The sequence below is a fragment of the Neorhizobium fuzhouense genome, from assembly GCF_042611105.1.
GTDB lineage: Bacteria > Pseudomonadota > Alphaproteobacteria > Rhizobiales > Rhizobiaceae > Neorhizobium > Neorhizobium galegae_A.
On the sequence record NZ_JBHFFP010000004.1, the window covers coordinates 123,418 to 148,487 of the forward strand.

At 61.8% G+C, this 25,070-nt stretch carries 19 protein-coding genes; 9 read left to right on the forward strand and 10 right to left on the reverse strand.

Going from position 1 to position 25,070, the window contains the following annotated elements:
* Positions 1–468: 468 nt before the first annotated feature.
* The 7 genes from ACEXP3_RS09340 to ACEXP3_RS09370 all read left to right on the forward strand — a co-directional run bounded on the left by ACEXP3_RS09340 (position 469) and on the right by ACEXP3_RS09370 (position 10,596).
* Complete coding sequence (locus tag ACEXP3_RS09340) at positions 469–1,536, forward strand: LacI family DNA-binding transcriptional regulator (protein WP_377297009.1); 1,068 nt, start codon at positions 469–471, stop codon at positions 1,534–1,536.
* A gap of 192 nt (positions 1,537–1,728) precedes the next feature.
* Positions 1,729–2,997, forward strand: a complete 1,269-nt coding sequence (locus ACEXP3_RS09345) for an ABC transporter substrate-binding protein (protein WP_377297011.1) — start codon at positions 1,729–1,731, stop codon at positions 2,995–2,997.
* A 135-nt stretch (positions 2,998–3,132) separates the two neighbouring features.
* Positions 3,133–4,035, forward strand: coding sequence for a carbohydrate ABC transporter permease (locus ACEXP3_RS09350; protein ID WP_377297197.1), 903 nt, complete (start codon positions 3,133–3,135; stop codon positions 4,033–4,035).
* On the forward strand, positions 4,032–4,868 hold the full coding sequence (locus tag ACEXP3_RS09355; RefSeq protein ID WP_377297013.1) for a carbohydrate ABC transporter permease: 837 nt from the start codon (positions 4,032–4,034) through the stop codon (positions 4,866–4,868). The genes ACEXP3_RS09350 and ACEXP3_RS09355 overlap by 4 nt, the downstream gene beginning before the upstream one ends.
* An 11-nt stretch (positions 4,869–4,879) precedes the next feature.
* Positions 4,880–7,123, forward strand: a complete 2,244-nt coding sequence (locus ACEXP3_RS09360) for a glycoside hydrolase family 2 TIM barrel-domain containing protein (protein ID WP_377297014.1) — start codon at positions 4,880–4,882, stop codon at positions 7,121–7,123.
* 16 nt (positions 7,124–7,139) lie between these two features.
* The gene (locus ACEXP3_RS09365) at positions 7,140–8,213 is read left to right on the forward strand and encodes an ABC transporter ATP-binding protein (protein WP_377297015.1); all 1,074 of its coding nucleotides are present in this window, start codon (positions 7,140–7,142) and stop codon (positions 8,211–8,213) included.
* A gap of 349 nt (positions 8,214–8,562) precedes the next feature.
* The gene (locus tag ACEXP3_RS09370; protein WP_377297016.1) at positions 8,563–10,596 is read left to right on the forward strand and encodes a putative bifunctional diguanylate cyclase/phosphodiesterase; all 2,034 of its coding nucleotides are present in this window, start codon (positions 8,563–8,565) and stop codon (positions 10,594–10,596) included.
* Between the two features lie 51 nt (positions 10,597–10,647).
* Here the strand turns inward: ACEXP3_RS09370 and ACEXP3_RS09375 are convergent, their stop codons facing one another.
* From ACEXP3_RS09375 to ACEXP3_RS09400, 6 genes are all read right to left on the reverse strand, one after another.
* Positions 10,648–11,610 (reverse strand): GGDEF domain-containing protein, encoded by a 963-nt coding sequence (locus ACEXP3_RS09375; protein ID WP_210107028.1) that lies wholly within the window; start codon positions 11,608–11,610, stop codon positions 10,648–10,650.
* Positions 11,611–11,773: 163 nt separating this feature from the next.
* Positions 11,774–12,904 carry a hypothetical protein gene (locus tag ACEXP3_RS09380; RefSeq protein WP_377297017.1) on the reverse strand — a complete coding sequence of 377 codons (1,131 nt, stop codon included), beginning with the start codon at positions 12,902–12,904 and terminating at the stop codon, positions 11,774–11,776.
* A complete protein-coding gene (locus ACEXP3_RS09385; RefSeq protein WP_377297018.1) occupies positions 12,904–13,626 on the reverse strand; it encodes a TfuA-like protein in 723 nt (240 codons plus the stop codon). Before ACEXP3_RS09385 ends, ACEXP3_RS09380 begins: the two co-directional genes overlap by 1 nt.
* Positions 13,623–14,840: a YcaO-like family protein gene (locus tag ACEXP3_RS09390; protein ID WP_377297019.1), complete on the reverse strand. Its 1,218-nt coding sequence runs from the start codon at positions 14,838–14,840 to the stop codon at positions 13,623–13,625. Before ACEXP3_RS09390 ends, ACEXP3_RS09385 begins: the two co-directional genes overlap by 4 nt.
* A gap of 3 nt (positions 14,841–14,843) precedes the next feature.
* Entirely contained in the window at positions 14,844–15,275 is a 432-nt protein-coding gene (locus ACEXP3_RS09395) for a hypothetical protein (protein WP_210107031.1), read from the reverse strand.
* 9 nt (positions 15,276–15,284) lie between these two features.
* A complete protein-coding gene (locus tag ACEXP3_RS09400; protein ID WP_377297020.1) occupies positions 15,285–17,210 on the reverse strand; it encodes an AfsR/SARP family transcriptional regulator in 1,926 nt (641 codons plus the stop codon).
* A 173-nt stretch (positions 17,211–17,383) separates the two neighbouring features.
* Here ACEXP3_RS09400 and ACEXP3_RS09405 point away from each other — a divergent pair, with 173 nt between their 5' ends.
* Positions 17,384–17,872 carry a hypothetical protein gene (locus tag ACEXP3_RS09405; RefSeq protein ID WP_210107033.1) on the forward strand — a complete coding sequence of 163 codons (489 nt, stop codon included), beginning with the start codon at positions 17,384–17,386 and terminating at the stop codon, positions 17,870–17,872.
* A gap of 361 nt (positions 17,873–18,233) precedes the next feature.
* Positions 18,234–20,120 carry a flavin monoamine oxidase family protein gene (locus ACEXP3_RS09410; RefSeq protein ID WP_377297021.1) on the forward strand — a complete coding sequence of 629 codons (1,887 nt, stop codon included), beginning with the start codon at positions 18,234–18,236 and terminating at the stop codon, positions 20,118–20,120.
* Positions 20,121–20,500: 380 nt separating this feature from the next.
* Here the strand turns inward: ACEXP3_RS09410 and ACEXP3_RS09415 are convergent, their stop codons facing one another.
* The 4 genes from ACEXP3_RS09415 to ACEXP3_RS09430 form a co-directional block, all read right to left on the reverse strand.
* A complete protein-coding gene (locus tag ACEXP3_RS09415) occupies positions 20,501–20,647 on the reverse strand; it encodes a DUF1127 domain-containing protein (RefSeq protein ID WP_210107035.1) in 147 nt (48 codons plus the stop codon).
* A 333-nt stretch (positions 20,648–20,980) separates the two neighbouring features.
* The gene (locus ACEXP3_RS09420; RefSeq protein ID WP_377297198.1) at positions 20,981–22,492 is read right to left on the reverse strand and encodes a sensor domain-containing diguanylate cyclase; all 1,512 of its coding nucleotides are present in this window, start codon (positions 22,490–22,492) and stop codon (positions 20,981–20,983) included.
* Between the two features lie 152 nt (positions 22,493–22,644).
* Positions 22,645–23,829 (reverse strand): glycosyltransferase family protein, encoded by a 1,185-nt coding sequence (locus tag ACEXP3_RS09425; protein WP_377297023.1) that lies wholly within the window; start codon positions 23,827–23,829, stop codon positions 22,645–22,647.
* Between the two features lies 1 nt (position 23,830).
* Positions 23,831–25,069 (reverse strand): glycosyltransferase family 4 protein, encoded by a 1,239-nt coding sequence (locus tag ACEXP3_RS09430; RefSeq protein WP_377297024.1) that lies wholly within the window; start codon positions 25,067–25,069, stop codon positions 23,831–23,833.
* Between the last annotated feature and the right edge of the window lies 1 nt (position 25,070).

Below are 25,070 nucleotides of genomic sequence, written 5' to 3' on the forward strand. Positions count from 1 at the left end.
TCCACGCGGTGGCTCACCATAGGACCTGTTCAGCCGTGTCTGCGGCCAAGATGTGGGCATTTGCCCGCAGCTTATCCGGAAACACGGCATTCCTCATATCCGTTAGGACACCCTTGTAAAGCCTGCCGCCCCCGCGAGGACTGGGGAAACAGTAATATTTTTTCCTGACTTTCCAAACTGGAAAAAGATGTCGGGGTATCATGAAATAAAGTTGCGCCGATTGCCGCAGTGCAGCGTAATTTTTGGCGGTTCGGGTTGAACAGGCAATGCCTGTTCGCGCTCCACGACCATTTGAGGAACCCACAGGCCCTCCGGTGATGGCGTGCCTCGAAGGTGATGCTTCTGCAGATGCTGAAATTGTACTCGGCAGCCCTTTCGATCCCGGGCCTTTATGGGCTATGACCGAACCGGAAAAATTTACTAAACGCTGCCTGGAAGCGGATCGGCGACTGCCGGTCCGGAAAATGCATGGTCACCATCAAGGAAATCGCCAAGGCCGCCGCCGTGTCTCCCGCCACCGTGTCGCGCGTCCTGAACTATGATCCGACGCTGTCGATCTCGCCCGCCAAGCGCCAGGCGGTGATCGAAACGGCGGAGGCGCTCAATTATGCGACACCGCGCAATCGCAACCGCGCCCAGGCCGGGCCACTGCAACTGCCGAACCGGGTTCTGGCCATTCCGCGCCTGGCCATCGTGCATTTCCTCGAGCCCTCCGAGGAACTGATCGACCCCTATTATATCGGTGTGCGCCTGGGCATCGAAAACCGCTGCCGGGAATACCGCATCGAGGCGGTCAAGGTCTTTCACTCCGAGGCCGTCACGGCAGGGGCACTGCTGCAGAGCGTTTCCGGTGCCATCGTTGTCGGCAAGCATTCCCGCCAGGAAATCGCCTGGCTGTTCGAGCATGCCCGCCATCTCGTCTTTGCCGATTTCGTGCCGCGCCGGGAAGATCTCGACTATGTGTGCAGCGATCTCGGCCTTGCCACCCGAAAGATCCTCGACGGGCTGGCAAGTGCCGGTTACCAGCGCATCGCCTTCATCGGCGCCCATGATCCGGTCAGCGCCGATGGTGGCATGTTCGGCGAACGGCGTTGCCGGGCCTATATCGAGTGGCAGCGCGAGCGCGGCGGCTTTGATGCAGAGCTGATGGCGCTGAGTTCCCCGGAAGACCACCGCCATGGCCAGAACCTGCGCCTGGAAGTCGGCTATGAACAGGCAAAGGTCATCCTGGCGCGGGAAACACGGCCCGATGCCCTCGTCATGGCCAATGACAATCTGGCGATCGGCGCCTACAGGGCCATCCAGGAGGCCGGACTGTCCATTCCCAACGATATTGCCGTCGTCTCCTACAATGACATCCCCGTCGCGCAATTCCTCAGCCCACCGCTGTCGACCATGCGCATCCTCAGCGAAGCCATTGGCGAAACGGCCGTGGACCTTCTTGTGGAGCGCATCCAGGGCCGCGAATACGCCAAGCACGTGATGCTGCCGACGGACATGATCTGGCGCGAAAGCTGCCGCAAGCCCATCATCTAACGCATTGTTTTCCTGAGCATAACGACCTCTTACCGACGGGCCGCGCCAGCGGGCCGCGGCGCCTGCTCACCTGTGCCTTCGCACTTGCAAAAAATATTTAGTAAAACTTTTCTTGCCATCGGATTTCTTTTCCGCTTAGGTCTGGCCCGGGCGGAGGATCGCCATCAGCTTGATGTTTTCGGGGAGGAAAACATGGACAGATTGCCATTGAAGACATGGACCCTGCGTGCAGCATGGGTTGGCGCAAGCCTCATGGCGGCGGCGCCCGCCTTTGCCGGTGAAATCACCATCTGGTGCTGGGACCCGAATTTCAACGTCGCCATCATGCGCGAAGCCGGCGAACGCTATACGAAGGCGCATCCGGGCACGACGTTCAACATTGTCGATTTTGCCAAGGCAGATGTGGAGCAGAAGCTGCAGACGGGGCTTGCCTCGGGCACCGGCAATGCGCTGCCGGACATCGTGCTGATCGAGGATTACGGCGCGCAAAAATATCTGCAGTCTTTCCCCGGCGCCTTTGCGCCGATGACCAAGAAGATCGATTACTCCGGCTTTGCGCCATACAAGGTGCAACTGATGACGCTGGAAGGCGAGACCTACGGCGTGCCCTTCGACAGCGGCGTTACCGGGCTTTTCTATCGCCGGGATTATCTGGAACAGGCGGGCTTCAAGCCCGCCGACCTCGAGAACATCACCTGGGACCGCTACATCGAGATCGGCAAGGCCGTCGAGGCCAAGACCGGCAAGAAGATGACGACGGAAGACCTCAACGATGGCGGCATGACACGCATCATCATGCAGTCGGGCGGCAAGTGGTACTTCAACGACGACGGCGAGCTGGACGTGACCGGCAATGCGGCGCTGAAGGGAGCACTGGAGACCCAGGCCAAGATGGTCAAGGCCGGCATCGTCAAGCCTGCAACCGGCTGGAACGATTTCGTCAAGGGCTTCACATCCGGCGACGTCGCCTCGGTCGTCACCGGCGTCTGGATTACCGGCACGATCAAGGCACAGGCCGCGCAGGCCGGGAAATGGGGCGTCGCCCCCACCCCGCGTCTCGACATGGCCGGCGCCACCAATGCATCGAACCTTGGCGGTTCGAGCTGGTATGTGCTGGCAAAATCCAAGGAAAAGGATGAGGCCATCAATTTCCTCGGCGCAATCTACGGCAAGGATATCGATTTCTACCAGAAGATCCTGGCCGATCGCGGTGCGGTCGGCTCCCTGACCGCGGCCCGGTCCGGCGCAGTCTACCAGCAGTCGGATGCCTTCTTCGGCGGCGAGCAGGTCTGGCAGCGCTTCGCCGACTGGCTGGCAAAGGTTCCGCCGGTCAACTACGGCATCTTCACCAATGAACTCGACAATGCCGTTACCGCCAATCTGCAGGCGCTGATTGCCGGAAAGCCGGTGGATGCGGTGCTGAAGGACATCGAAGAGCAGGCCAAGACGCAGATCCAGTAACGTCCTTCACAGGCCTCTCCTGCCGGCGCCATTCAGCCGGCGGCCCTTACCCTGCGGCAGGATTGCCGCAGGGTTTGCGGGCAAAGCGGGTGGCCGGTTTCACGGCAAAGCGTTCAGGGTGAGGCCCAGGTGGCGATCTTCACGGCACGAAACAGGCACAGCGGTCTGAAGCGGTATTACGATGTCAACGGCTGGCTGTTCATCGGCCCGGCGCTGGCGCTGATCGCAATTTTTCTGCTCTATCCGATCGTGCAGTCGCTGACGCTGTCGGTCTATTCTGGCCGCGGCATGATGATGAAGTTTACCGGCTTCGGCAATCTGGTGCGGATCTACAATGATCCGATCTTCTGGAAGGCGCTGACCAACACGATCACCTTCTTCATCATCCAGGTGCCGATCATGATCGTCCTGGCGCTGATCATCGCCAATGCGCTCAACAATCCAAAACTCCGGTTTTCCGGCCTGTTCCGCACGGCGATCTTCCTGCCCTGCGTGTCGTCGCTGGTGGCCTATTCCATCCTGTTCAAGAGCATGTTTTCCGTCGACGGCATCGTCAACCGCACCCTGATCGGCCTTGGCGTCATGGACCAGCCGATCAACTGGCTGACCGACCCGTTCTGGGCCAAGGTTCTCGTCATCACCGCCATCACCTGGCGCTGGACCGGCTATAACATGATCTTCTACCTCGCAGCCCTCCAGAACATCGACCGCTCCATTGATGAGGCCGCCCGTATCGACGGTGTCCCCTCCTGGGGGCGCTTCTTCTATCTGACGGTGCCCATGCTGAAGCCGGTGATCCTGTTTACCACGATCACCTCCACCATCGGCACGCTGCAATTGTTCGACGAGGTCTACAGCCTGACGGAAGGCAAAGGTGGTCCCTCGAACGCGACGCTGACGCTGTCGCTCTATATCTACAACCTCACCTTCCGCTTCATGCCGAACTTCGGCTATGCCGCGACGATTTCCTATGTGATCGTGGTGCTGGTGGCGCTCTTGTCCTTCCTGCAATTTTATGCGGTGAGGGAGCGGCGATGACAAAGCGACTGATGAGCGACCGCCTCACCGCCCGCCTCGGCAGTGGCCTGCGCTATGGCCTCCTGTCGCTGGCCGCCTTCTTATCCGTCTTCCCCTTCTTCTGGATGCTCATCGGCGCGACCAACATCACCGCCGATATCAACACCGGCAAGGTCACCCCCGGCGCAGCGCTCCTCGACAATATCCGCTCCTTCGTGGCGCAGGTGGATGTGCCGGTCGTTTTGTGGAACTCGGCAAAGATTGCGATCCTCGGCACCGCCGTCACCATCCTCGTGTCGTCGATTGCCGGTTACGGCTTCGAGATGTTCCGCTCCAGGCTTAGGGACCGGATCTATTCCGTCATCCTGCTGACGCTGATGGTGCCGTTCGCCTCCATCATGATCCCGCTCTTCATGATGATGGCAAGCGCCGGGCTCATCGATACGCATATCGCCATCGTGCTGCCGACGCTCGCCTCGGTCTTCATCATCTTCTACTTCCGCCAGGCCTCGAAGGCCTTTCCCGCCGAGCTGCGCGATGCCGCCAAGATCGACGGTCTGAAGGAATGGCAGATCTTTCTCTTCATCTATGTGCCGGTGATGCGCTCCACCTATGCGGCGGCCTTCGTCATCGTCTTTATGACCAGCTGGAACAACTATCTGTGGCCGCTGATCGTGCTTCAATCCAATGAGACGAAGACGATCACGCTCGTCGTCTCATCGCTGGCCTCGGCCTATTATCCCGATTACGGCGCCGTGATGGTCGGCACCATCCTTGCCACCCTTCCCACCCTTTTCGTCTTCTTTGCCATGCAGCGCCAGTTCGTCCAGGGCATGCTTGGCTCCGTGAAATAGGAATGTTTGCGATGCGCATGACCCGTCTTTTCAACGACAACTGGATTTTTTCCGAAGGCTTCGACGAGGCTTCGAAAACGGCTCTTGCCAAGGGCGAGACGGTTCGCCTGCCGCACAATGCGCTCGACCTGCCGTTCAACTATTTCGACGAGGCAAGCTACCAGCGGCCCTTCACCTACCAGAAGATCCTGGCCTGGCAGCCGGAGTTCGACGGGCGCGAAGTCTCCGTGGTGTTTGACGGCGCCATGGCCAATGCGCATGTCTACCTGAACGGCGAGGCCGTGATCGCCCACAAGGATGGCTACACGCCCTTCGAAGCGCGGCTCACCGGGAGGCTGAAGCCGGGCGACAACCTTTTGACGGTGAGCATCGACGGCAGCGAGAACCCGGACATCCCGCCGTTTGGCGGTCGCATCGATTACCTCACCTATGCCGGCATCTATCGCGATGCCTGGCTGAAGGTGACGACGCCTGTCTCCATCGGTCAGCTGAAGATCGAGACGCAGGAGACGCTCTCCGACGCGAAGGGCGTGACCGTCCGTGTCGATCTTGCCAATCCGTCGGATGCGGCCCTTGCCGGCCGGCTGACCGTGGCATTGAAGGACGGCGAGCGCGTGATCGCTTCTGAGACACTGGATGTGGCGGCCGCTCGCCACACCTTTACCTTCACCGGTCTTGAAGGCCTGTCGCTGTGGGAGCCCGATCATCCGGTCCTCTATACGGCGGAGGCCCGCCTTGAGAGCGACGCCGGCGAAGACAGTTACGCCTCCCGCTTCGGCTTCCGCACGGCAGAATTCACCGCAAGCGGCTTCAAGCTCAACGGCAAGCTTCTGAAGATCCGCGGCCTCAACCGTCACCAGGCCTTCCCCTATACGGGCTATGCCATGGGCAGGCGGGCCCAGGAGCGCGATGCGGAAATCGTCAAGAACGAGCTGAAGTGCAATCTGGTGCGCACCTCGCATTATCCGCAATCGCCCTGGTTCCTCGACCACTGCGACCGCATCGGGCTTCTGGTGTTTGAGGAAATTCCTGGCTGGCAGCATATCGGCGACAAGGAATGGCAGGCGGAATCGGTGCGCAATGTCGAGCGCATGATCACCCGCGACTGGAACCACCCCTCGATCATCCTCTGGGGCGTGCGTATCAACGAGTCGCAGGACAACTATGATTTCTACGCCGAGACGAACCGCGTGGCGCGGGAAACGGACCCAACCCGCCAGACCGGCGGCGTGCGCTTCATCACCGACAGCGAGTTCCTCGAAGACGTCTATACGATGAACGACTTCTATCTCGGCAGCGAGGAAATGCCGGGCGCCAATCATGCCCGCACGCCGCTGCGCGACCAGCAGGCCTGCACCGGCCTGCCGACCAAGGTTCCCTATATGGTGACCGAGTTCAACGGCCACATGTATCCGACCAAACGCCATGACCAGGAAGCCCGCCAGGCCGAACATGTGACGCGCCACCTGCAGGTGCTGAACGCCATGTACGGCGATCCCTCGATCTCGGGTGCCATCGGCTGGTGCGCCTTCGATTACAACACCCACCGCGATTTCGGCTCGGGCGATCGCATCTGCCACCACGGCGTGATGGACATGTTCCGCGAGCCGAAGTTTGCCGCCTCTGTCTATGCCAGCCAGTGCGCCCCGGAAGAGGAGATCATCCTGAAGCCGGTGACCTTCTGGGCGCGCGGCGAACGCAATATCGGCGGCATCATGCCGCTCATCGTGCTGACGAATTGCGACGAAGTGGAATTCGTCTATGGCAGCCACCTGCGCAAGCGCGTCGGACCGGATCGCGACAGCTATCCGCACCTTCCCCATCCGCCAGTCGTCATCGACCGTCGGCATTTTTCCGCCGAGGAACTGGGAAGCTGGGGCATGGCCTGGCAGGATGGCGAAGTGATCGGCTACCGCAATGGCGAGCCCGTCGCGACGGTGAAAATGTCGGGCGGCGCCGTACCGACGCGTCTCGACGTGGTGGCCGATGATCAGACGCTGCCGGCCGCGACCAAGGACCAGGTGCGGGTGATCGTGCGGGCGCTCGACCAGACCGGCAATCTGCTTCCCTTCCTCGACGAGCCGGTCCAGGTGACGGTAAAGGGCCCGGCAAAGCTGCTTGGTCCTTCCAATCCGGTTCTCACCGGTGGCGCGACCGGTTTCTGGCTGGAATCGACAGGAGAGGTTGGTTCGATCGACGTCACCGTCTCATCGGCGCGGTTTAAGCCGCGCACCCTTTCGCTGTCCGCCGTGTGAAAAAGAGGAAGACTGCATGAGCGCGCTCTCGTTGCAAGGCATCCGGAAATCCTACGGATCACTGGAGGTGATCAAGGGTGTCGATCTCGACATCCAGCCGGGCGAGTTCACGGTCTTCGTCGGCCCCTCCGGCTGTGGCAAATCCACGCTGCTGCGGATGATTGCGGGCCTTGAAGATATCAGCGGCGGCGATCTCATCATCGGCGACGAGCGGATGAACGACACCGATCCGTCGCGGCGCGGCATCGCCATGGTCTTTCAGTCATACGCGCTCTACCCGCACCTCACCGTGCGTCAGAACATGGGCTTTGCGCTGCGCTTTGCCGGAGTTCCCAAGGCCGATATCGACACCCAGGTCATGCAAGCGGCCCGCATTCTGGAACTGGAACCGCTGCTGGAGCGCAAGCCCGGGCAGCTTTCCGGCGGTCAGCGCCAGCGGGTGGCGATCGGCCGGGCGATCGTGCGCCATCCAAAAGTATTTCTGTTTGACGAGCCGCTCTCCAATCTCGATGCGGAACTGCGCGTCCACATGCGCATGGAGATTGCAAAGCTCCACAAGAAGCTCGGCACCACCATGATCTATGTGACCCATGACCAGGTGGAGGCGATGACGCTGGCCGACAAGATCGTCGTCCTGCGCGCCGGCATGGTCGAGCAGGTGGGATCGCCGCGCACGCTTTACAACGATCCCAACAACCGGTTCGTGGCGGGTTTCATCGGCTCGCCGAAAATGAACTTTCTGCCGGCCGTCGCGGTCTCCACGGATGGCCAGCCAGCAGTGCGGCTGGATGAATTCGACACGATCCTGCCGATGAAAGCGATCACGACCCGCCTGGAACCCGGAACGCCCGTTACAGTGGGATTGCGGCCGGAAGCCTTCCGCCCGGACGGTGACTGCTCCTTGACGCTCGAGATCGAAATGATCGAGTACCTTGGGGGCGAGACGCTGGTCCATGGCCGCGGCAGTGGCGAACTCGTCACCGCAAAGCTCTCCCAGTCCGTCACCGTGCCGGGCGGCGAACGGCTTGCGCTTGCCTTTGACAGCCGGGATCTGCTGCTGTTCGACGCAAGCGGCAAGCGCATCCGATAGGCAACCGCGAATGTCCGGCAAAGTCGCAACACGGTCTGCCGGAAAGGCCGTTCCACGGCAATGACGGAGAGGCCGCGGCCCGACCACGGCTCTCTCCTTGCCCGCATTCGGTGGCGCGCCTCACCCGAGGCCCTTGCCAAGTTCCCGCCGGTCTTCTTCCAGCGCGGCATCATAGACTATAGAACATGATGCAATTCAGAGCTTATCCGCTTACCGTTTATTTCGTATTTTGCTTATATATATGTGTAGGCAATTGCATCGTGATGGTCGTCTCAGCAAGGTCTGGTTGCACAGGCGCTTCGGTGCTAAAACCTTCGGAGACCTGAGGGATGGCAGAAAAGCGCGCGCGATGAGCATCCTGTTTGCGAAAAACCAGCTTTTGGACAAGGCCGAAGACGCCAGATCTTTCAAGAGGTGGCTCTATGTCAGCCTTGTGCGTCTGGCGTTTCGCAACAACTTCGCCAATATTACCGTCAATCTGGCCGCGGGCTTCGGTTTCGTCCTGATCATCTGGCCGTCCGAGGAGATGAGCGAGAGCTTTCTGGCGCAATGGCTGGTGGCGCTATCGGTGCTGTCGCTGGCGCGGCTGACGCATTCCTTCTTTGTCATCAAGCGCCTTCGGGACGAGCCCGACATCACCCAGGCCCAGTTGCGGCCGCACCTGTTTCTCTACGCCGCAGGCCTTCTGACGGCAGCCGGTCTGTGGGGGATCATCACGGCCTCGACCGTGCTTGCGGGAAATGAGGAAAGCCGGCATGCGGCGCTTGTCATCATTCCGGCACTTGCGGCCGGCGCAACCGGCATTCTGGCCTCGCAACGGATGATCGGCCGGATCTATATTTCGGTGATGCTGCTTCAGGGCTCACTCGCCCTTGCCCTTGCCAGGGAGCCGGAACACCTGATGGCGGTCCTGGGCGTCATCTTCACCATCGTGATGCTGATTGCACACCGCAACAATCATCAGGTTCTCAGACAGAGTTTCGAGCTGCAGTTTCGCAACAATGATCTCGTCGAGAAGCTTGAGGCTGAACGCAGCCTTTTGGAAAACCTCAACGCCACTCTGGAAGCACGGGTGCGCCAGCGCACGGCGGAATTGAAGGAACTGGCGGCGCAGGATCCACTGACCCGCGTTCTCAACCGCAGCGGCCTGATGCAATGGTGCGCCGAGCAGGAGGAAAGCGTCAGTGCGTCAGCCGGCTTTGCGGCGATCTTCATCGATCTCGACCGTTTCAAGCAGATCAATGACGGCCTGGGCCATACGGTTGGCGATATCGTGCTGGCGGAAGTGGCAAGGCGGTTGAATCGGGCACTTGGGCCCCATGGCGCTTTGGGCCGTTGGGGTGGCGACGAGTTCGTCGCCATTGTCCGCACACCGCAGGAGCGTCCGGAAGACTGGAGCTGCACGCTGGTGGACCGCATGCGCGCGGCGGTGGAGGAGCCGATTGGTGTTGCCGGGCGCCAGCTGCAGGTGGGCTTCAGCGCCGGCGTCGCCGCGACCGGCAGCGACCGCCTCCGAGTAACGGACGCCATTCACTGCGCCGACCTCGCCGCCGGCGATGCCAAGCGCAAGGGGCGCGGCGTTACCCAGATCTACCGCAAGACGCTGCTGGCCGAGCAGGAGCGCAATTTGGCCCTCGTCCAGGCCCTCAAGCAGGCCATTGCCAATCGCGAGTTCTCGGTGGTGTTCCAGCCGGTGGTTCAGGCGGGCACCCATGCGGTGCATAGCCATGAGGTGCTGCTGCGCTGGAACAATCCGGATTACGGTCTGGTCAGTCCCGACGAATTCATTCCTATTGCGGAGGATACGGGCGAGATCGTGACGATTGGCGCCTTTGTGCTGGACACGGCGCTGCGTGAGATCGCCCGAACGGCCGATCCCGAAGGCCCGCGCCGCCTTGCCGTCAACGTGTCGCTTCGCCAATTGATCGCCCCGGGCTTTTTCGAGGTGGTCCGCTCCATGCTGGAGCGCCATCAGGCGCGGCCGGAGGATCTCGTGCTGGAGGTGACGGAATCCATTTTCGATACGCGCCGGCAGTCGATCATCAAGGCAGTCCTGCTTGAACTGCATCTTTATGGCGTCGAAATCCATATCGACGATTTCGGCACCGGCTATTCGTCGCTGTCACGCCTACATGAAATGCCGGTGCAGGCGCTGAAGATCGACAGGTCTTTCGTCCAGGCGCTCGACAGCCATGGCCACGCCATCATCGAGGGAACCGCCCTCATTGCCCGAAAACTCGGCATCGCCATCGTGGCGGAAGGTGTCGAGACAGCACAGCAGGTGGCGCAGTTGGAAGCGCTAGGCATCGACTATCTGCAGGGCTATTTCTTCGGAAGGCCAAGCCCAAGCCTTGCACGTCCTCCGCAGTCGAAAAGCGCCTGATGACGTATAGCGACACGTCGAAAACGCTGCCTGACAGGCGTTGAGCCACCGTCAGGCCGGGTTCCGGCTTCCGGAGAAGGCCCCGCGGAACCAGGCCCATCCGCCCTCGCCTGTCTTCTTGCGCCGGTAAAGCGCCTGATCGGCATAGCGCATCAGGGTCTGTAGATCGCCGGCATCCTGAGGGTAACAGCTGATACCAAGGCTTGCCCCGACGGATAGCTGCTTCGCCTCCCAAGTGAAGGGCTGCGAAAGTGCACTGCAGATGCGCCGAGACACCAGCTCAGCCTCGGCGCCTGAGGTGAGCCCCGGCAGCAAAACCGCGAATTCGTCGCCCCCCAGCCGAGAGATGATGCCCGTTGGCGGCACGACCGCCCGCAGGCGCGTTGCAACCGTCTTCAGCACCTCGTCGCCGGCATCATGACCAAACTTGTCGTTGATCGATTTGAACCGGTCGAGGTCGATCAGCAGGACGGCGATGGACAGGGACGGATGGCTTTCATGCCAGCGCAGCTCGAAATGCCAGCGATCGCTCAGTGCCCGCCGGTTGGCAAGCTCGGTCAGCGGATCCTCCAGCGCGATACGCCGAAGGGCATGTTCCACAGCCTTGCACTGGGAGATGTCTTCGAACGTCGCAATCGCGATGCCCTCGTAACGGTCGACCGTGCCACGGTGGAGCGTGGTGACGATCGTGCCATCGGCGCAGCGCAGATCAAGCTCGATGCCGGAGCTTGCCGCATTGCCTAGGCTGTTACCGTTGCGCAGGTTTTGCCAGAGGATCCGCGCGCGATGGCGCTGCTCCGGATGGCAGCAGGCTGCATCCAGCCATTGCTCCACCGACGTGAAGCAGCCATCCAGAGTGCCGAACTTATCGGTGAAGGCATGATTGGCGGAACGGACATTGAAATCCTTCAGCGAGGCCCAGAAGAGCGCAATCGGCGCCGCATCGAGAACCGTGCGAAGTTCCCGACGGTTGGGCTCCACCTGCAGATCTGTGGTCTCCATCACGTGCATCATGCTCTTCTCCGACCTGCCGTTCCTTTACCACTGCACCAGGGAGCCTGCGGCTCTTGGCGCGTGAGCAAGGTTGGAACGGTGCCACCCCGTTTGAAGGAGCAGATCCTGGAGGCGTGATCTGCTGCTTCGAGAAGAGAAGAACATGGCAGGCGTCACGCGGGCGTCACACCGCAGTCGCACCGTCTGGAAGGGATGACGATGACCCCGTCTTCAGCCTTTGCAGCACTTTTGCGCTGCAGCGCAGGGCGCCGTTGCGGCTGGCGAGATGGCTCCAGCCGGAAACACCGATCACCTCGAAGCCAAGATCCTGCCAGAGATGCCGGTTGGCCTCGTCGTAAGCAGACAGCGCCTCGACATCACCAAAGTGCGGCAGCCAGACGAGCGGCTTTTCCCGCCCCTTGCGCACCACGTTTTCAAGGAGGACATTGTTGTAAAGCCGCGCCAGTCTCTTGCCGCTATCCGGCGTCACGGCAAAGGGCACCGGGTTGCGGATGACGGCAAAGCCCTGACGCTCCAGAGAGACGGCAGAGGCATCGAGCTGACTGCGCGCCTGTTCGACCAGCCGGCTTTCACCGCCACCTTCAAGGCGTGGCTCGGCCACCAGAAGCAGCGGGCGGGCGTTCCGCGAAAGGCCCGTTACCGAGACGAACTGGTCCACATGAAAACCCGGCTGGTGCAGCCGCGTGCCGCCCGCCGCCCGGTAGCCGAACAGGTGGACGGGCCGATCGTCCAGCGTTTCGAGGAGACCAAGGTCGGCCGGTGCAGCACTCTCCGGCGGGGGGCTTGAAAGCCCGTTGCGCTCGAGGCTTGCCGCGCCGACGATCCGAAAATTCTCGCCCACCAGCTGGTTTCCGCCATCAAGCTCCACCGTCACCGAAACGGCCTCCCAGCCGAGAGAGCGGGCAAGCGCCGGGCCGACGGCAGTGCCGGGACGGCTTAAGATTTCGCCTCCCGACAGGTGGTTGCCCGCAAGGTCTCGCACATGAAGGAGATCCTGCATCCAGGGGCTCTGGCGCGCCCCTTCCGGCATATCGAGCGGCACCAGCGTCACCGACACCGCAAGAGGCAGTGTCGCCAACCACCGCTCCGCCTCTGCAAGCCGCTGGCGATCCACGACCAGAAAAAGCGCGATCCCGGCCGGAAGCGCCGCGATGAGATTGCCGATCGGAGCCAAAGGCCGGCTCCAGCGATCAAAGCTCTCCCCACCGAAGAAGGCGGAAGGGAGGGAAATGCCCAGCTTTTCGATCAAACCGCCACAATCGGCAAGCAGGCGGGCTGGCGGCACCTGTGACATCAGGTACGGCTCCCACTTTGTAGGCGCGAGAGAAGGCTGCGGAAGAACAACGTGTCCTGAAACCGCCAGGTGCCGGCGGGCGGGGCACAAAGGGTCCCGTCCTGAAGGAGGTTCAGCAAGGCGACCGCATCCGCCTGTTTGACCGAAAAGGCGTTCCCCGCAAGCCGGTCGGCCATCTCCATCGCAAAACCGCCTTCCCGGGCAATGGCGCGCCAGGTGCGCCTTGAAAAATGCAGCCGGCATGCGGCGGCCATCAGCCGTGCGTGATCGTCTTCGCCAAGGGTGTCCGCGAGCCTCTCGATGGTGGCTTGGGCGTCCACGAGGGCAAGGGTCAGCGGCCGGTAGGCGAGATCGGCAGGGGCATGTGACAGCGCCACATCCGCGTCGCTGACGCGGCGGCCATCGCGGTAGTCTTCAAAAACCCTGCCGATGCCGGTCATGCCGAAGGCTGCGCATTCGGCCGCCCGCAGCGCCCCCATGCTGGCCGCGCCGATGACCGCCACGCCCTTCGACAGGGCAAACAGGATTTCCTTGTGCCAGACGGCGGCACAATCGCCATAGAGCCCGTCGATCAGGCCGATCACCTGCGCGCCATCGTGCACGGCCGACAAAAGATCGCCGCAGGCCGCAGGCCCGCGAAAGGCAAGCCCCGCCAAGGAGGAAAGATCAAGGCCATGTATCGAAGGCCCGGCAAACACCACCGTATGGCACGTTATCGTCACGATTTCAAAAACCCGCTCAGCGTATTCAGGGAAAGCCGGTTGAGGCCCGCATTGCCGGCCGAAAGTCCATCCGCAAGCACTCTTGCGACATGGATGCCGGGTGTGCCGGTATCCAGCGGAAAGACGTAGAGATCGCGAATGCCGACATCAAACAGGTGTCTGGCGAGCCGTCGCCACACCGGGCCCTGCCCGCCACCGGCTGAAAGATCAAGCTTTGGCGGGAACCCGACCCCTTTTCCGGCTGTCGCGACATTGCTGAAACGGGCCGAAAAATCCGGCCGGTAGCGTTCCGGCGACAGATCGTCGCGCGCACCGCTGATATCGGTGAGGCGTGACTGGATCGCTTCCAGAAGGGCGGCAAGGGCGGCCTCCAGCGGGTCAAGCCGGCAGGCAATGCCAGCGGAATGGCGCTGGCCGGGGCCATGGTCCGACATCAGCGGCCGCTCGATGCCGGCCAGAATGACCGGCACGCCGGTTGCGCCGGTGAGGTCGAAGAAGCGCACCTGAAGTTTCAGGCTCTCAAGCCGCGCCAGCAAGCCGTCGAGAGGCTGGAACTGACCTGGTGAAACGGACAAGGGGCGCATGCCGAGCGCACGGCTCTCGAATGTGTCGATCAGAACGCAGGCATCATGCTCGACCAGTTCCAGCAGCGCATGCAGCACGACGCGGTCTTCGTCAAAACCGGCCGCCAGCCCGTGCGATGTCATCTGGAAGGCCTGGCGATCCCAGGGAAAATCGGCGCGAAAATCCATGCCGACCAGTTCATAGGGTGCATACACTGCGCGGTTGTCGCGGACAGAAAATCCCTTGACCCACGCGCGAGCGCGGCCTGCATCGAAATGATCCGGGTTGACGCGGGCAATGCGCTCCAGCGGCACCGGGCAGAGGCCGCGCGCGACAAGCGCCTCGGGCGTGCCCTGCTCGGCAATATGACGCCCGGTCTCTTCAGCCACCGCACCCTCGATCGCCTCCATCACGGCCGACAGCTTTGCCTGCCCCACGCTCAAGCCCTTGCCCTGCGCCACCGAAAGACCCCGCGAATTGGGCCGCACCGCAAACCATACCGGCACGCCGATCACGTCCAGATCCGTCACATCCCCGACCCGGGTAATCCCGAACCGCCTGAGCAGTTCGGGATCATCCAGAAGCGTGGCGGACAGATCGGGCGCGCCGTTGGCATTCAGTTCGGCAACGGGTGTCCGCTCAGTTGGCACGGATCACGGCGTGGTGTTTGGCGTGTCGGACAGGATGGCGTCGAAGAGGTCGCCCGTGGTCGCACCGCTCGGGCCAACGGCCATCAGCGGGTTTTCGATCGGCAGGCGAATGTCGCGGTTGGTGTCCCAGCCGGTATCGACGACAGTGCCGACCAAAGCAAAATCAGCTTCGGAGATGACGGCGCCGCCTGCAATCAAGGCTTCAACACCCTGGATCTGCACTTGATCCAGCGATGTTTCGGCCTGGCCATCCTGGCTTGCCAGCATGCCTTTGGCGGCAGCGGCAATGCGGGCATAGCCATCGACGCCCGGATGGCTTGTTTCATAATCCACGATGGTCTGATGCGAAACCTGCGCCACGCGCAGCGGCTCGGTGCGCAGGAAGATGACGCCGTCGCCCTTTTTACCGATGATATAGAGTTTGGAGCTGGTCATGTGTTCTCCTTAAGGAAGGCCTGCCGTTCGGAAGGCGTGATAAAATCGTTCATTGATTGCGGGATCGCGGTTCGGCGATAACCCGCTGATGTCCCTTGCACTCATGCCCGGGTACATGTCCTGAAGCCGCAAGCCGCACTGGCGTGCCGCCTCAAGATCTCCATTGAGAGCCAAGCTTGCCGTCAGCACGCGCAGGGCTGGCTCGTCATTTTCCATGCGCCGACACAGCTGAACCGCCTCGCCATAGGCTTCCCGCTTGAACGCAATGCTGGCGCCCGCCCACCAATAGATGTCGGGGGCGATCGGGTTGAGGTCGATGGCCTGCTGGAAGCGGGGCCAGGCGGCGTCCGGCTGGCCGAAATGCGCGAGCGCATCGGCGTGCTGCAGGAGCAGGTCGGCGGAGTTGGGGGCAAGCGCTTCGGCCTCGAAAAAACGCTGGGCGGATGTGTCGAAATCGCGCCGGTAAAGGGCAACGACGGCGCACATCCAGTGGCCCATGCCGGAAGCCGGATCGATGTCGAGCGAGGCTTCCGCCTCGGCCTTTGCGCGGTGGAGAAGATGCGGATCGCCGCCGCCCAGCATCAGCCATTCCAGTTGCAATGTCTGGGCAATGCGGGCGCGCGCCGTTGCCATGCGTCCATCGAGCTCCACGGCCCTGCGAAATTCCGCCCGGGCGCGCCGCAGCGACGGCAGGTCGCACTTGCCGCGCAACAGATGCTGGCCGGCCAGCAGCCGCTGATAGGCATTGGCATCATGGGGGCGAAACGGATCCACCTGCAAACGCTCGATCTGTTCGGCAAGCGCTGCGGCAATCTGTTTCGACAGAAGGCGAAAGGCGGCATGCACCTGCTCGGCATCCAGCGCCACTTCCAGTGCCCAGACCACCTCCGCCGTCTCCTCCTCGATCAGCGATATCGACAGGCGCGTCGGCTCGATAAGAGTGGAACGGACGCGGTAATCGGCGCGCAGGGATTGGTAGAGCCTACCCGAGGCATCCTCGGCAGAAGCAAAGCTGCTGTGCGGCGCAAGCACGGTAAATGTACGATAGCGCACCAGACTGTTTGCGACATCCTCGACAAAGGCATGGGCGATGGGAAAGGACGCGGTGCCGGCCTGCAGTGTGACCGGCGGCAGGAAAGCCACGCGGGGCTTGCGCACCGCCTTTTCCGGCGCGGCCGCCGGTTTTTCCTCGGCGGCCGGTGCGGCATAGCTTCGGTTTCGCCGCTGCAGCGCAAGCGTTGCCGGTTCCGGGTTTCGCCCTTCCAGCTGCAATTGCCGGGTGAGCATCTGAAAGATCCGGTCGCTCGCGGCAATGTCGCCGGCGCGCGCATAGGCTGCCATCAGGGCGCGAAACGTCTCCTCCCGCTCCGGCTCCAGTCTCAGCGCGACATCGGCAAGGGCCGCAATATCGGTGGTCTTCGCCCCCCCGAAGCGGGTGAGATCTTCGAGCGTCGGGCCCAGGGCGGAAAAGAACAGGTCCTTCAGCCGCTGTCGCTCCGAGACCAGCCAGAGGTAAAATTGCTCCTGGTTCTCCTCAAGCCCGGCCAGCAGTTCGCCATCCACGCTGCAGAGCGCCTGCAGGCGCAAGCCGACATCCTCCGATCTCAGCGCCGAGAGAAAAAAGGCCAGATCGGATTTCTGCGCCAGCACGCCGGCGCTGAGCCCCGTCGGCGTGCCGGTGACGAACGCCCCGTCCGCCGTTGCCAGCGGCTGCAGCCGTGACAGCAGTTGCCGCAGATTTCCAAGCGCCCGCTTCTGGTCGGCCTCTTCCCACAAGAGGGCCGCCGCCGCCTGCCGGGTCAGAAAGAAGCCGGGAGAAAGCAGAAGCGCTGCAACCAGGACAAACCCCTTTGCGGGAAAAAACGCCTGCCCCTCAGTCTCGCAGCGCGGCGTCCCGAACAGCCGGATGAATGGTTTGCCTTGGTCGCCGTTCAAGAACCCACCCCTCGTGGTTGCCGACATTTTGCCACTCCCGCGACATCGAACGAGATAATGCCCCGTATTTGACGCCGGTGTGACGCCGTTTGTCGCATGATTCTCCCGAAGTTAAATAGCAGGGGAGCCCGCCCGGACATCATTCTTCCGGTCAAATAGAAACGATGCACCGCATGACATTCAATTCTTCTTATGTACAATTTTCTTCTTACACTGAACCCTACCAGCGCGCCGATGATGTCGGCTTTGCCATTACCGAGTTCATGTGGTTCAAAGGCTATCCATTCTACGCAATCGGTGCGCTGACTGAAGCAAAGGTTGCTTATGCGAGACTTGCGCAAGGGGCATTCGAGGAGACGGACCAGGACAATGTCGATCTCGTCTTCCGCATGAGCCAAACCGGCGGTGGTTATTTCTTCGAACTGGTGCTGCGGTCGGACAAGGGCACCGCCTATGGGGGCTGGCTCTGGGGTGAAAACCTGGAGGTGACGGACGAATTCATCAACGGCTACCGGGTGCTTGCCACAACCCATGCCGCCGGCAGGACCCATTTCGCCTATAGCCGCCGGCGGCGCGGATACCAGTGCATCGGCCGCCCGCCCGTCGACAAGGCATCGCTAGTCATGCCGCGCAGGACACGTGGATTCGATGCCGACGCATGATCAGGACCGATGAGAACAAGAATTACATCCTCCGGTTGACAACTAACATAAATCAACTTTAAGTAATTGCATCGGTAGCGACTTCTCCCTAAAGACGAAATGCACCGGTAATCATCCACGGCCCGCATAGAACGGGCCGTCAATCATGTCATGCCTTGCCCCCTCTGCCGGCCTTATCCGCCAGCGGCATTGGGAGCCTGTGTCTATCGCCAACGCCATTCGAGCAGACAACTCGATGCGGCCTGGCGTTCGCTTTTACCAATAGCCAGCAGACTGCGTTTCCAGCGCTTTTTTGCGCGCGAAACGCAAAACACCTTGTTCCGCTTTACGATTTTTCACCATGCCTCGGAGGAAAACTGGGATGAGATCTTCATGGACACGCCGTACACTTTTGCGCAGCATGACGGCCCTTGCGGGCAGTCTGTTTGCGCCGCCGCTTCTCTCCGGCCTTGGCCAGGCGCAGGCCGCCTACAGGACAACCCGTCCGGATCTTCCCGCAGACTTCGGTCGCGGAAGGAGCGTCGCCATTGTCGGCGCTGGGGTAGCCGGGCTCACATCGGCCTTCAGGCTGGCCAATGCCGGCTTCAAGGTCGTGGTGTTTGAGGCAGACAGCCGCTATGGCGGGCGCAGCCTGACCGCCCGTCCGTCCAACGAAGCCTACCGCAAATGGTGGTTCAAGAAATATCCCGGAACCGAACAGTTTCCGGCCATGTATGCGGATCGTTACCAGGAGGTGGCGACAAGCCCTGCCCCAGATCTTCAGATCTGCGAATTCATGGATGATGACTGGAAGCCCGAGTCAGGGCGCGATCCGGTGGAACTGTTTCTGAATGCCGGGCCGGGGCGCATCCCGTCCAACCACGTCAATCTCATCGCGCTCTGCCAGGAGATCGGCGTGGCGCTCGAGCCCTATTTCTTCCAGTCCATGTCCAACCTCATTCAAAGCCAGACTTTTGACAACGGCAAGCCCATCAGCTTTGCCCAGGTGACCTACAGTCTCTATGCCGAAATGGCGCAGATGATGTACCAGGTGGCCCGCGAGGGGATCAAACTGAAGGGCAACCCAGGCGCCGAAGAAACGAAGGCGCTGGAGAACCTCTACCAGTTGTTCGGCAACCTTAGCAGCAGCGGCGACATCCAGCCGAATTCGCGGCTCGGATACACGCATCTGCCAGGCGGTTGGCGCGATAGCGGCACGCTGCGTGACAGCGTCCCCCTCGACAAGATCCTATCCTCCGGCTTCATCGGCGATGCCGACGCCAATCCGGAACTGTCGCCGGGATCGTTTCTGTTCAACGGCTTCAACATCGACTGGCAGCCGTCGCTGATGCAGCCGATCGGGGGCATGGACCGAATCTGGCAGCAATTGCTGCTGCAGGATGTGCCGAAAACGGCGATCTGGAACGAAAACCTGCAGCCAGTCGCCGGCGCCGGCCCCAAGGTTGGCAATCTCGTTCTCCTGAATACGGCCGTCACCGGCATTGCGCCCAGCAGCAGCGGCGTCAGCCTGCGCGTCAACCCTTCCAATGCCACGGGAGAGACGGGCGTCCAGCAACACGAATTCGACTTCTGCATCTCCACGGCCGCCCCCTCCCTTCTCAACCGCATCCTGGTGAAGGAAGGCCTGCCGCGGGCCTTCATCAACGGGCTGGACGCATTCTCCGTCCAGGGGGAATGGGGCGACGACGACCCGACGCCCAATCTGTGGACGCCGGCGATCAAGGTTGGATGGCAGGGCAAGAGCCGCTTCTGGGAAACCGAAGACGAGATCTATGGCGGCATTTCGTGGACCACCGACATCATCGGCCAGATCTGGTACCCGTCGGAGGATTTCACCGCCCATACCGGCATCCTGACCGGCGCCTACAATCGCGGTACGCCGGCCGTCACCTATGCGCGCCAGGGCAATGTGGAGCGTATCGCCACGGCGCGGCACGGCCTCGGGCTTCTCCATCCGGAGGCAAAGGAGGAGGTTTACCGGGGCCTGTCGATCGCCTGGCAGTATATGCCGAACCAGGTCGGCGGCTGGGCGTCCGATACGGCAAGCACGTCGCCGAACGTCTATCGGGAGATCACGACGTTCGACCCGTCGGGCCGCTTCTTCTGCGCCGGCGACACCTGGAGCTATTGGCCGGGATGGCAGGAAGGCGCCGTTGCATCCGCCTATTGCGCGATCGCCGCAATCGCGCACAGCATCGAGCCGCTCAACTGCCTCGACTGCGGATGCTTTTCAGGCATGAAGGGCTGAGGGATCATGCGGATGTAACCGGGCACACATATCAAAAGCCAGGTCCAAAAACAAAAAGCCTGCCGCGGGAGGAGGTGCGGCAGGCTTTTCGAAAAGAACTGAACGGCGACTGGGAGGAGGAGTGCCGCCGCTCTGCAGACGCCCCTTGGGAGGAGGAGTGGGCCGTCTGACACACGAAGCTCTGCGGGAGGAGGAGCATTGCTTCGATGAGGATGATCATACGCCAGATCGGCGGATTTGATAGGCATTATGTTGCAGTGCAGCTATGCAAAAACCGGGATGCTCCAGAACCCATATCCAGCATCGTGAACTTGGGCCCCAAACGCAAAAACGCCCGCGTCGAGAGCGGGCGTCTGCAAGCAAGAACTGGCGCGAAAGGCTTAGAAGCCGACAGAGGCGCGCGCCACATCGCGGATTTCACCGCGGGCAATGCCCAGGTCGTTCAGTTCGCGGTTGGACATGCGGCCAAGTTCCGTGACCGTCTGACGATACTTGCGCCAATTGTTGAGAGAGCGTGCTACGTTCATGATGATCCCCTTTCCTGAGGTCCGTTTGACGTCAGCAACCGTGCTTGGCTCCGGCGTCGTTTGATGTCGCTAATATAGGCTCGGGGGCGGCCCGCGAACAGTCGCAATGCGTCACGCCACCTATGCAGCGAATGCAAGGCGCCCTCGACCCCTCCCCGCTGAACGCCCTTGGCTGCATCATCCGCAGGCAATTTCGATCGACAGGAATGCAGCTTGTGGCGATGGAACGGCGGCGGCCGGCGCGTTGAGCAGAAAGACGAGACGCGCCTCCGATGGGCGTCAAGCGTCATCGGCAGACAGCCAAGCCTTCGCGCAAGCCGTGTCGGAGGCCGGCTATTCGGCGGCGGGCTGGCGAAGGGCGGCAATCTGCTCGCCGGGATGATGATCGTCGCTTCCCATCTCCTCTGCGAGGCGCCGTTGCCGGGCAGAGTGAAACTGGCGCTTCTGCTGATACATCGCCGCATCGGCCCGCCGCACCACGGCCTCGATCTTTTCACCCTGCTCGCTGGTGGCGATACCGAGCGCGATGCTGAGCGGTGCGTTCGAGTAGAACTGGTTGTTGATCTTCAACAGCTCCTGAATCGTGTCGGCCATGGCCGCCGCTGCGGCCCGGTCGGCACCCGGCATCAGGATGGCAAATTCGTCGCCACCAATGCGGGCGGCGTGGTTCGGCCGCGTGACGGCACCGTTCAACACTTCACCGATCCGTCGCAGCAGGGCATCGCCCGCATCGTGGCCCAGCGTGTCATTGGTGTCCTTCAACCCGTTGAGGTCAATCACGAGGATCGAGACCGGCCTCAGCGGCTTGCGCTCCATGCGGTTCATTTCATCCACATAGAAAGCGCGATTATGCAGTTTGGTCAGCACGTCGTGCTTGCCGAGATATTCGAGATAGGCTTCCGCCTTCTTGCGCGCCGTGATGTCGGTGAGCGCCACCTGCACCAGTGACCAGTCGTCTTCGTGGCCCGGAAGCACGGAAAACTGCATCAGGACATAGCGCTCGGACCCGTCGAGCGCGTAGTTGACCACCTCGCGCTGGTGGAAGAGATTGTTGTTCCACAGCTCCACCAGCTGTTCGCGAAAATGCTTTTCCATCTCATCGCGGAAAATATCGCCGAGCCGCTGCAACAGCGTCTGGCGGTCGGGCGCGCAGAACAGATCGAGCGTCGACTGATTGACCGTGATGACGCGGATCTCGCTCATGCACTGGCGCACGAACTCCGGATGCACGTCGGTGAACACGCGAAAATCGACAATGCCCTGCGCGCGCACATCCTCAAGCATGGTGCGGATACGGCTGAAATCCTCGACCCACAGCGACACCGGCGAGTGTTCGAAGATCCCTTCGGCGTATTGGCGGTTCGACAGTTCGCGGCGGCGGGCATCCTCGCGCTCCGTCACGTCTTCCGTCGTCAGCAGAAGCCGGTCGAGCGTTTGCTCATGGCCCGGCAAGACGGCACCGCGCAGCTGGATATCCAGACGCCGGCCCGACAGCGTGTAATTGACCGCACTGCCGAAAAACTCCTTATGCCCATCGAACAGAGCGGAAAGCTCGTTGATGTGGCTTTCCAGCATGTCGTCCCGGAAGACGCGGTCGATATTAGCAACCAGATGCGCCTGGCTTTCTGCCTCGAAGAGCTCGAGTGTCTTCCGATTGACCTCCAATACGCGGATCTTGGAGGCGCAGAGCGCCACCCGCGACAGATCCGCCCGCAGGAAACGGCGGATGTCGGTCACCCCCTCGCGGCGCCAGACGTCGAATTGAGCGGCAACGCCGCTGAAATCCTCGATCCACATGGCAATAGGCGCGAGATCGAAAACATCGGCACCGCTATTGTTGTCCATCATGCGCCCTCGCATAGCCTCTTGCGGCCAGTCCATAGAACGAATCCACCCCGCGGTCATTCAAATCTGGAATAGAATGAGACACCTGTCGAACTTTTTTTAGCAGGTCCTTGACTTCGGCCAAGGATGCGCCGGCGTCTAATGTCCTGTGATCAGGATCCGGACGCAGCGGCGCGCGCGTCGAGCTGTTGCCCGATCAGGGCAGTGGTGGTCTCTGCCCCGTCCATCAGGATCGAAATCTGCGGCCGCGCCGGACGCTGTCGCACCCTGCCGATGGCTGCAGCCAGTGTCTCGCCGCTCAGCTGCTGCTCACCAACCACTTCGGCAAAACCGAGGCTTGCAAGCTTTTCGGCGCGCATCGTCTGTTCGGTCTCGCCGCCCGATGCGAAGGGCACCAGCACGCAGCCGCATGTGGCCAGCAGAAGATCGCAGACCGTGTTGTAGCCGGCCTGCGAGATCGACAGTTCGGCATTCATGAGGAGGCTCGGAAAGTCGGTGCGAAAGCGCACCAGCGCAACATGCTTGTCCGCCCGCGCCGAGAGGCGGTCAAACGCTTCGGCTGGCATGTTGGGCCCGGCAATCAGGCACCAGCTGCGGTCGTCGCTGAGGATATCGCGAGCATCGAGCGCTGCCTCGACAAGGGCGGCTCCCACAGCTCCACCGCCTGCAGACACGACGACGTCGAACCGATCCGGTGACGGCACCGGCGTCTGAGGTGCCACAAGCCCGGTGTAATGCACCTTGCCTGCAATGTCTCCGGCGAGCGGAAACGTGTCTTCCAGCCGCACGAATTGCGGATCGCCATGGATCAGCACCCCGTCGAAATAATCCACGACAAGATCGGCGGTTTCCCGGTCGCGGCCCGGTTTGCGGTTTTCCTGCAGGATATCACGCACCGAACTGTAGAGAAGCGGGCGCGGGGATGCCTGCCGGATGGCCTCCAGAAGGGGCAGAAGCTCGAACCGCATCTGGCGGCGGCCGAAGGGAAAGGCCTCGATCAGCACCGCATCGGGGGCTGCCGCCTGGAAGGCTTCGATGAGGAGTGCTGCCCGGCGCGCCTCGAACCGCTCATCGACACGCCGGCCATCGGCGTCGATCAGGCCCGAAAAACCGGTGCTGGAGGAGAGCACGGCCGGCAGTTGCACATGCCGTACGTTCGGCCCCGGAAACCCTTCGATGGGGTTGCCGCCGGTCACCAGCGTCACCTCCATGCCGGCGGCATGGAGCGCTGCGGCGATACGGCTTGCCCGCACGAGATGGCCAATGCCGAGCAGATGCTGGACGTAGAAGAAAATCCGCTTCGGTGCCTTCACCGTCTCGCTATCCGTTTCCGTCACGTCACACACTCCTTGTCCAGCTTGCTGCAAACAGCCGCTCCAGATCGCGGATGCTGTTGTGGTGGTCAAATTGCGTGCGCACCTTCTGCTCGGCCTTTTGCGCCAAGCTCGCGCGCAGCAGCGGATCGCCGATCATCCGCGCAAGCGCTCCAGCAAGCGCGTCGGGGGCATCGGGTGCAACCAGCAGGCTGTTTTGCGCATCCTCGAAGAGTTCGGTAATACCCGAAACGGTCGTCGATACAACCGCCAACCCTTGGCTTGCGGCCTCCACCATCACATTGGGCAGACCGTCGCGATCACCATCGGCGGTAATCCGGCAGGCGAGCGTAAAGAGATCGCTGTCGCGGTAATGCTGCAGCACCTCGCGCTGGTCGAGCGCGCCCTTCCAGGTGATGCGGCCGGCAATGCCAAGCTCCTCGGCAAGCGGTTTCAGGCGCGAAAGCTCGTCACCGCCGCCGATATGGGTAAGGTGCCAGGCAAGATGCGATGGCAATTTTGCGAGCGCCTGCAACAGCACGTCATAGCCTTTTTTCGGCACGGCGCGGCCGACGCTCAGCAGCCGGACCGGGTCTTGCGGATCAGACCCATTCCGGGCCGGCCGCTCGCCACCAAAATGCGGAAAGCGGTCAAGATCAAGACCGTGATAGCTCAGGTGAACATTGTTTCGCCCCCGCGACAGCCTGGTCAGCTGATCAAAGCCGACGCGGGTGCAGGTGACGGCCCAATCGGCATCGGCGAGTTTTTCCTCGAGGTCCCAGTCAGGCGAGGTCCAGATATCCTTGGCATGAGCCGAAACCGTCCAGGGAATGCCGGAGATCATGCTGGCATAGCGCGCCACGGAGGCAGGCGTGTGGATGAAATGCACATGCAGCCATCCGGCATCCGCCGGCCATTCCGCCACCAGCACGGCGGCCTGACCGAAACGGCGAAAGCGGTTGCGGGACACATCGCGGCGAAGATCCTTGAGGAAGGATCGCAACGCCGTGGAAAAGCCCGAGAGGCGCGCGACCGCCGCCAGCGCCTTCAGCACCCGAAGCGGTTCCTCGTGCAGGTATTCCGGCAGATACCAGACCTTGGCGCGGATCTCGTCATGCACCGGATGCCGCTTCTTGTCGGTCGGGCGGCGCATCGCCACCAGTTCGAGCTCGAAACCTGCCCGTTCCAGCCCCAGCAATTCCTGCGCGATGAAGGTTTCGGACAGGCGAGGATAGCCCTTCAGCAGGACCAGAATCTTCTTCATG

Coding starts and splice junctions, on each gene's coding strand:
- ACEXP3_RS09340 (WP_377297009.1), top strand. CDS start 469: ATGGTCACCATCAAGGAAATCGCCAAGGCCGCCGCCGTGTCTCCCGCC.
- ACEXP3_RS09345 (WP_377297011.1), top strand. CDS start 1,729: ATGGACAGATTGCCATTGAAGACATGGACCCTGCGTGCAGCATGGGTT.
- ACEXP3_RS09355 (WP_377297013.1), top strand. CDS start 4,032: ATGACAAAGCGACTGATGAGCGACCGCCTCACCGCCCGCCTCGGCAGT.
- ACEXP3_RS09360 (WP_377297014.1), top strand. CDS start 4,880: ATGCGCATGACCCGTCTTTTCAACGACAACTGGATTTTTTCCGAAGGC.
- ACEXP3_RS09365 (WP_377297015.1), top strand. CDS start 7,140: ATGAGCGCGCTCTCGTTGCAAGGCATCCGGAAATCCTACGGATCACTG.
- ACEXP3_RS09370 (WP_377297016.1), top strand. CDS start 8,563: ATGAGCATCCTGTTTGCGAAAAACCAGCTTTTGGACAAGGCCGAAGAC.
- ACEXP3_RS09375 (WP_210107028.1), bottom strand. CDS start 11,610: ATGATGCACGTGATGGAGACCACAGATCTGCAGGTGGAGCCCAACCGT.
- ACEXP3_RS09380 (WP_377297017.1), bottom strand. CDS start 12,904: ATGTCACAGGTGCCGCCAGCCCGCCTGCTTGCCGATTGTGGCGGTTTG.
- ACEXP3_RS09395 (WP_210107031.1), bottom strand. CDS start 15,275: ATGACCAGCTCCAAACTCTATATCATCGGTAAAAAGGGCGACGGCGTC.
- ACEXP3_RS09405 (WP_210107033.1), top strand. CDS start 17,384: ATGACATTCAATTCTTCTTATGTACAATTTTCTTCTTACACTGAACCC.
- ACEXP3_RS09410 (WP_377297021.1), top strand. CDS start 18,234: ATGAGATCTTCATGGACACGCCGTACACTTTTGCGCAGCATGACGGCC.
- ACEXP3_RS09415 (WP_210107035.1), bottom strand. CDS start 20,647: ATGAACGTAGCACGCTCTCTCAACAATTGGCGCAAGTATCGTCAGACG.
- ACEXP3_RS09420 (WP_377297198.1), bottom strand. CDS start 22,492: ATGGACAACAATAGCGGTGCCGATGTTTTCGATCTCGCGCCTATTGCC.
- ACEXP3_RS09430 (WP_377297024.1), bottom strand. CDS start 25,069: ATGAAGAAGATTCTGGTCCTGCTGAAGGGCTATCCTCGCCTGTCCGAA.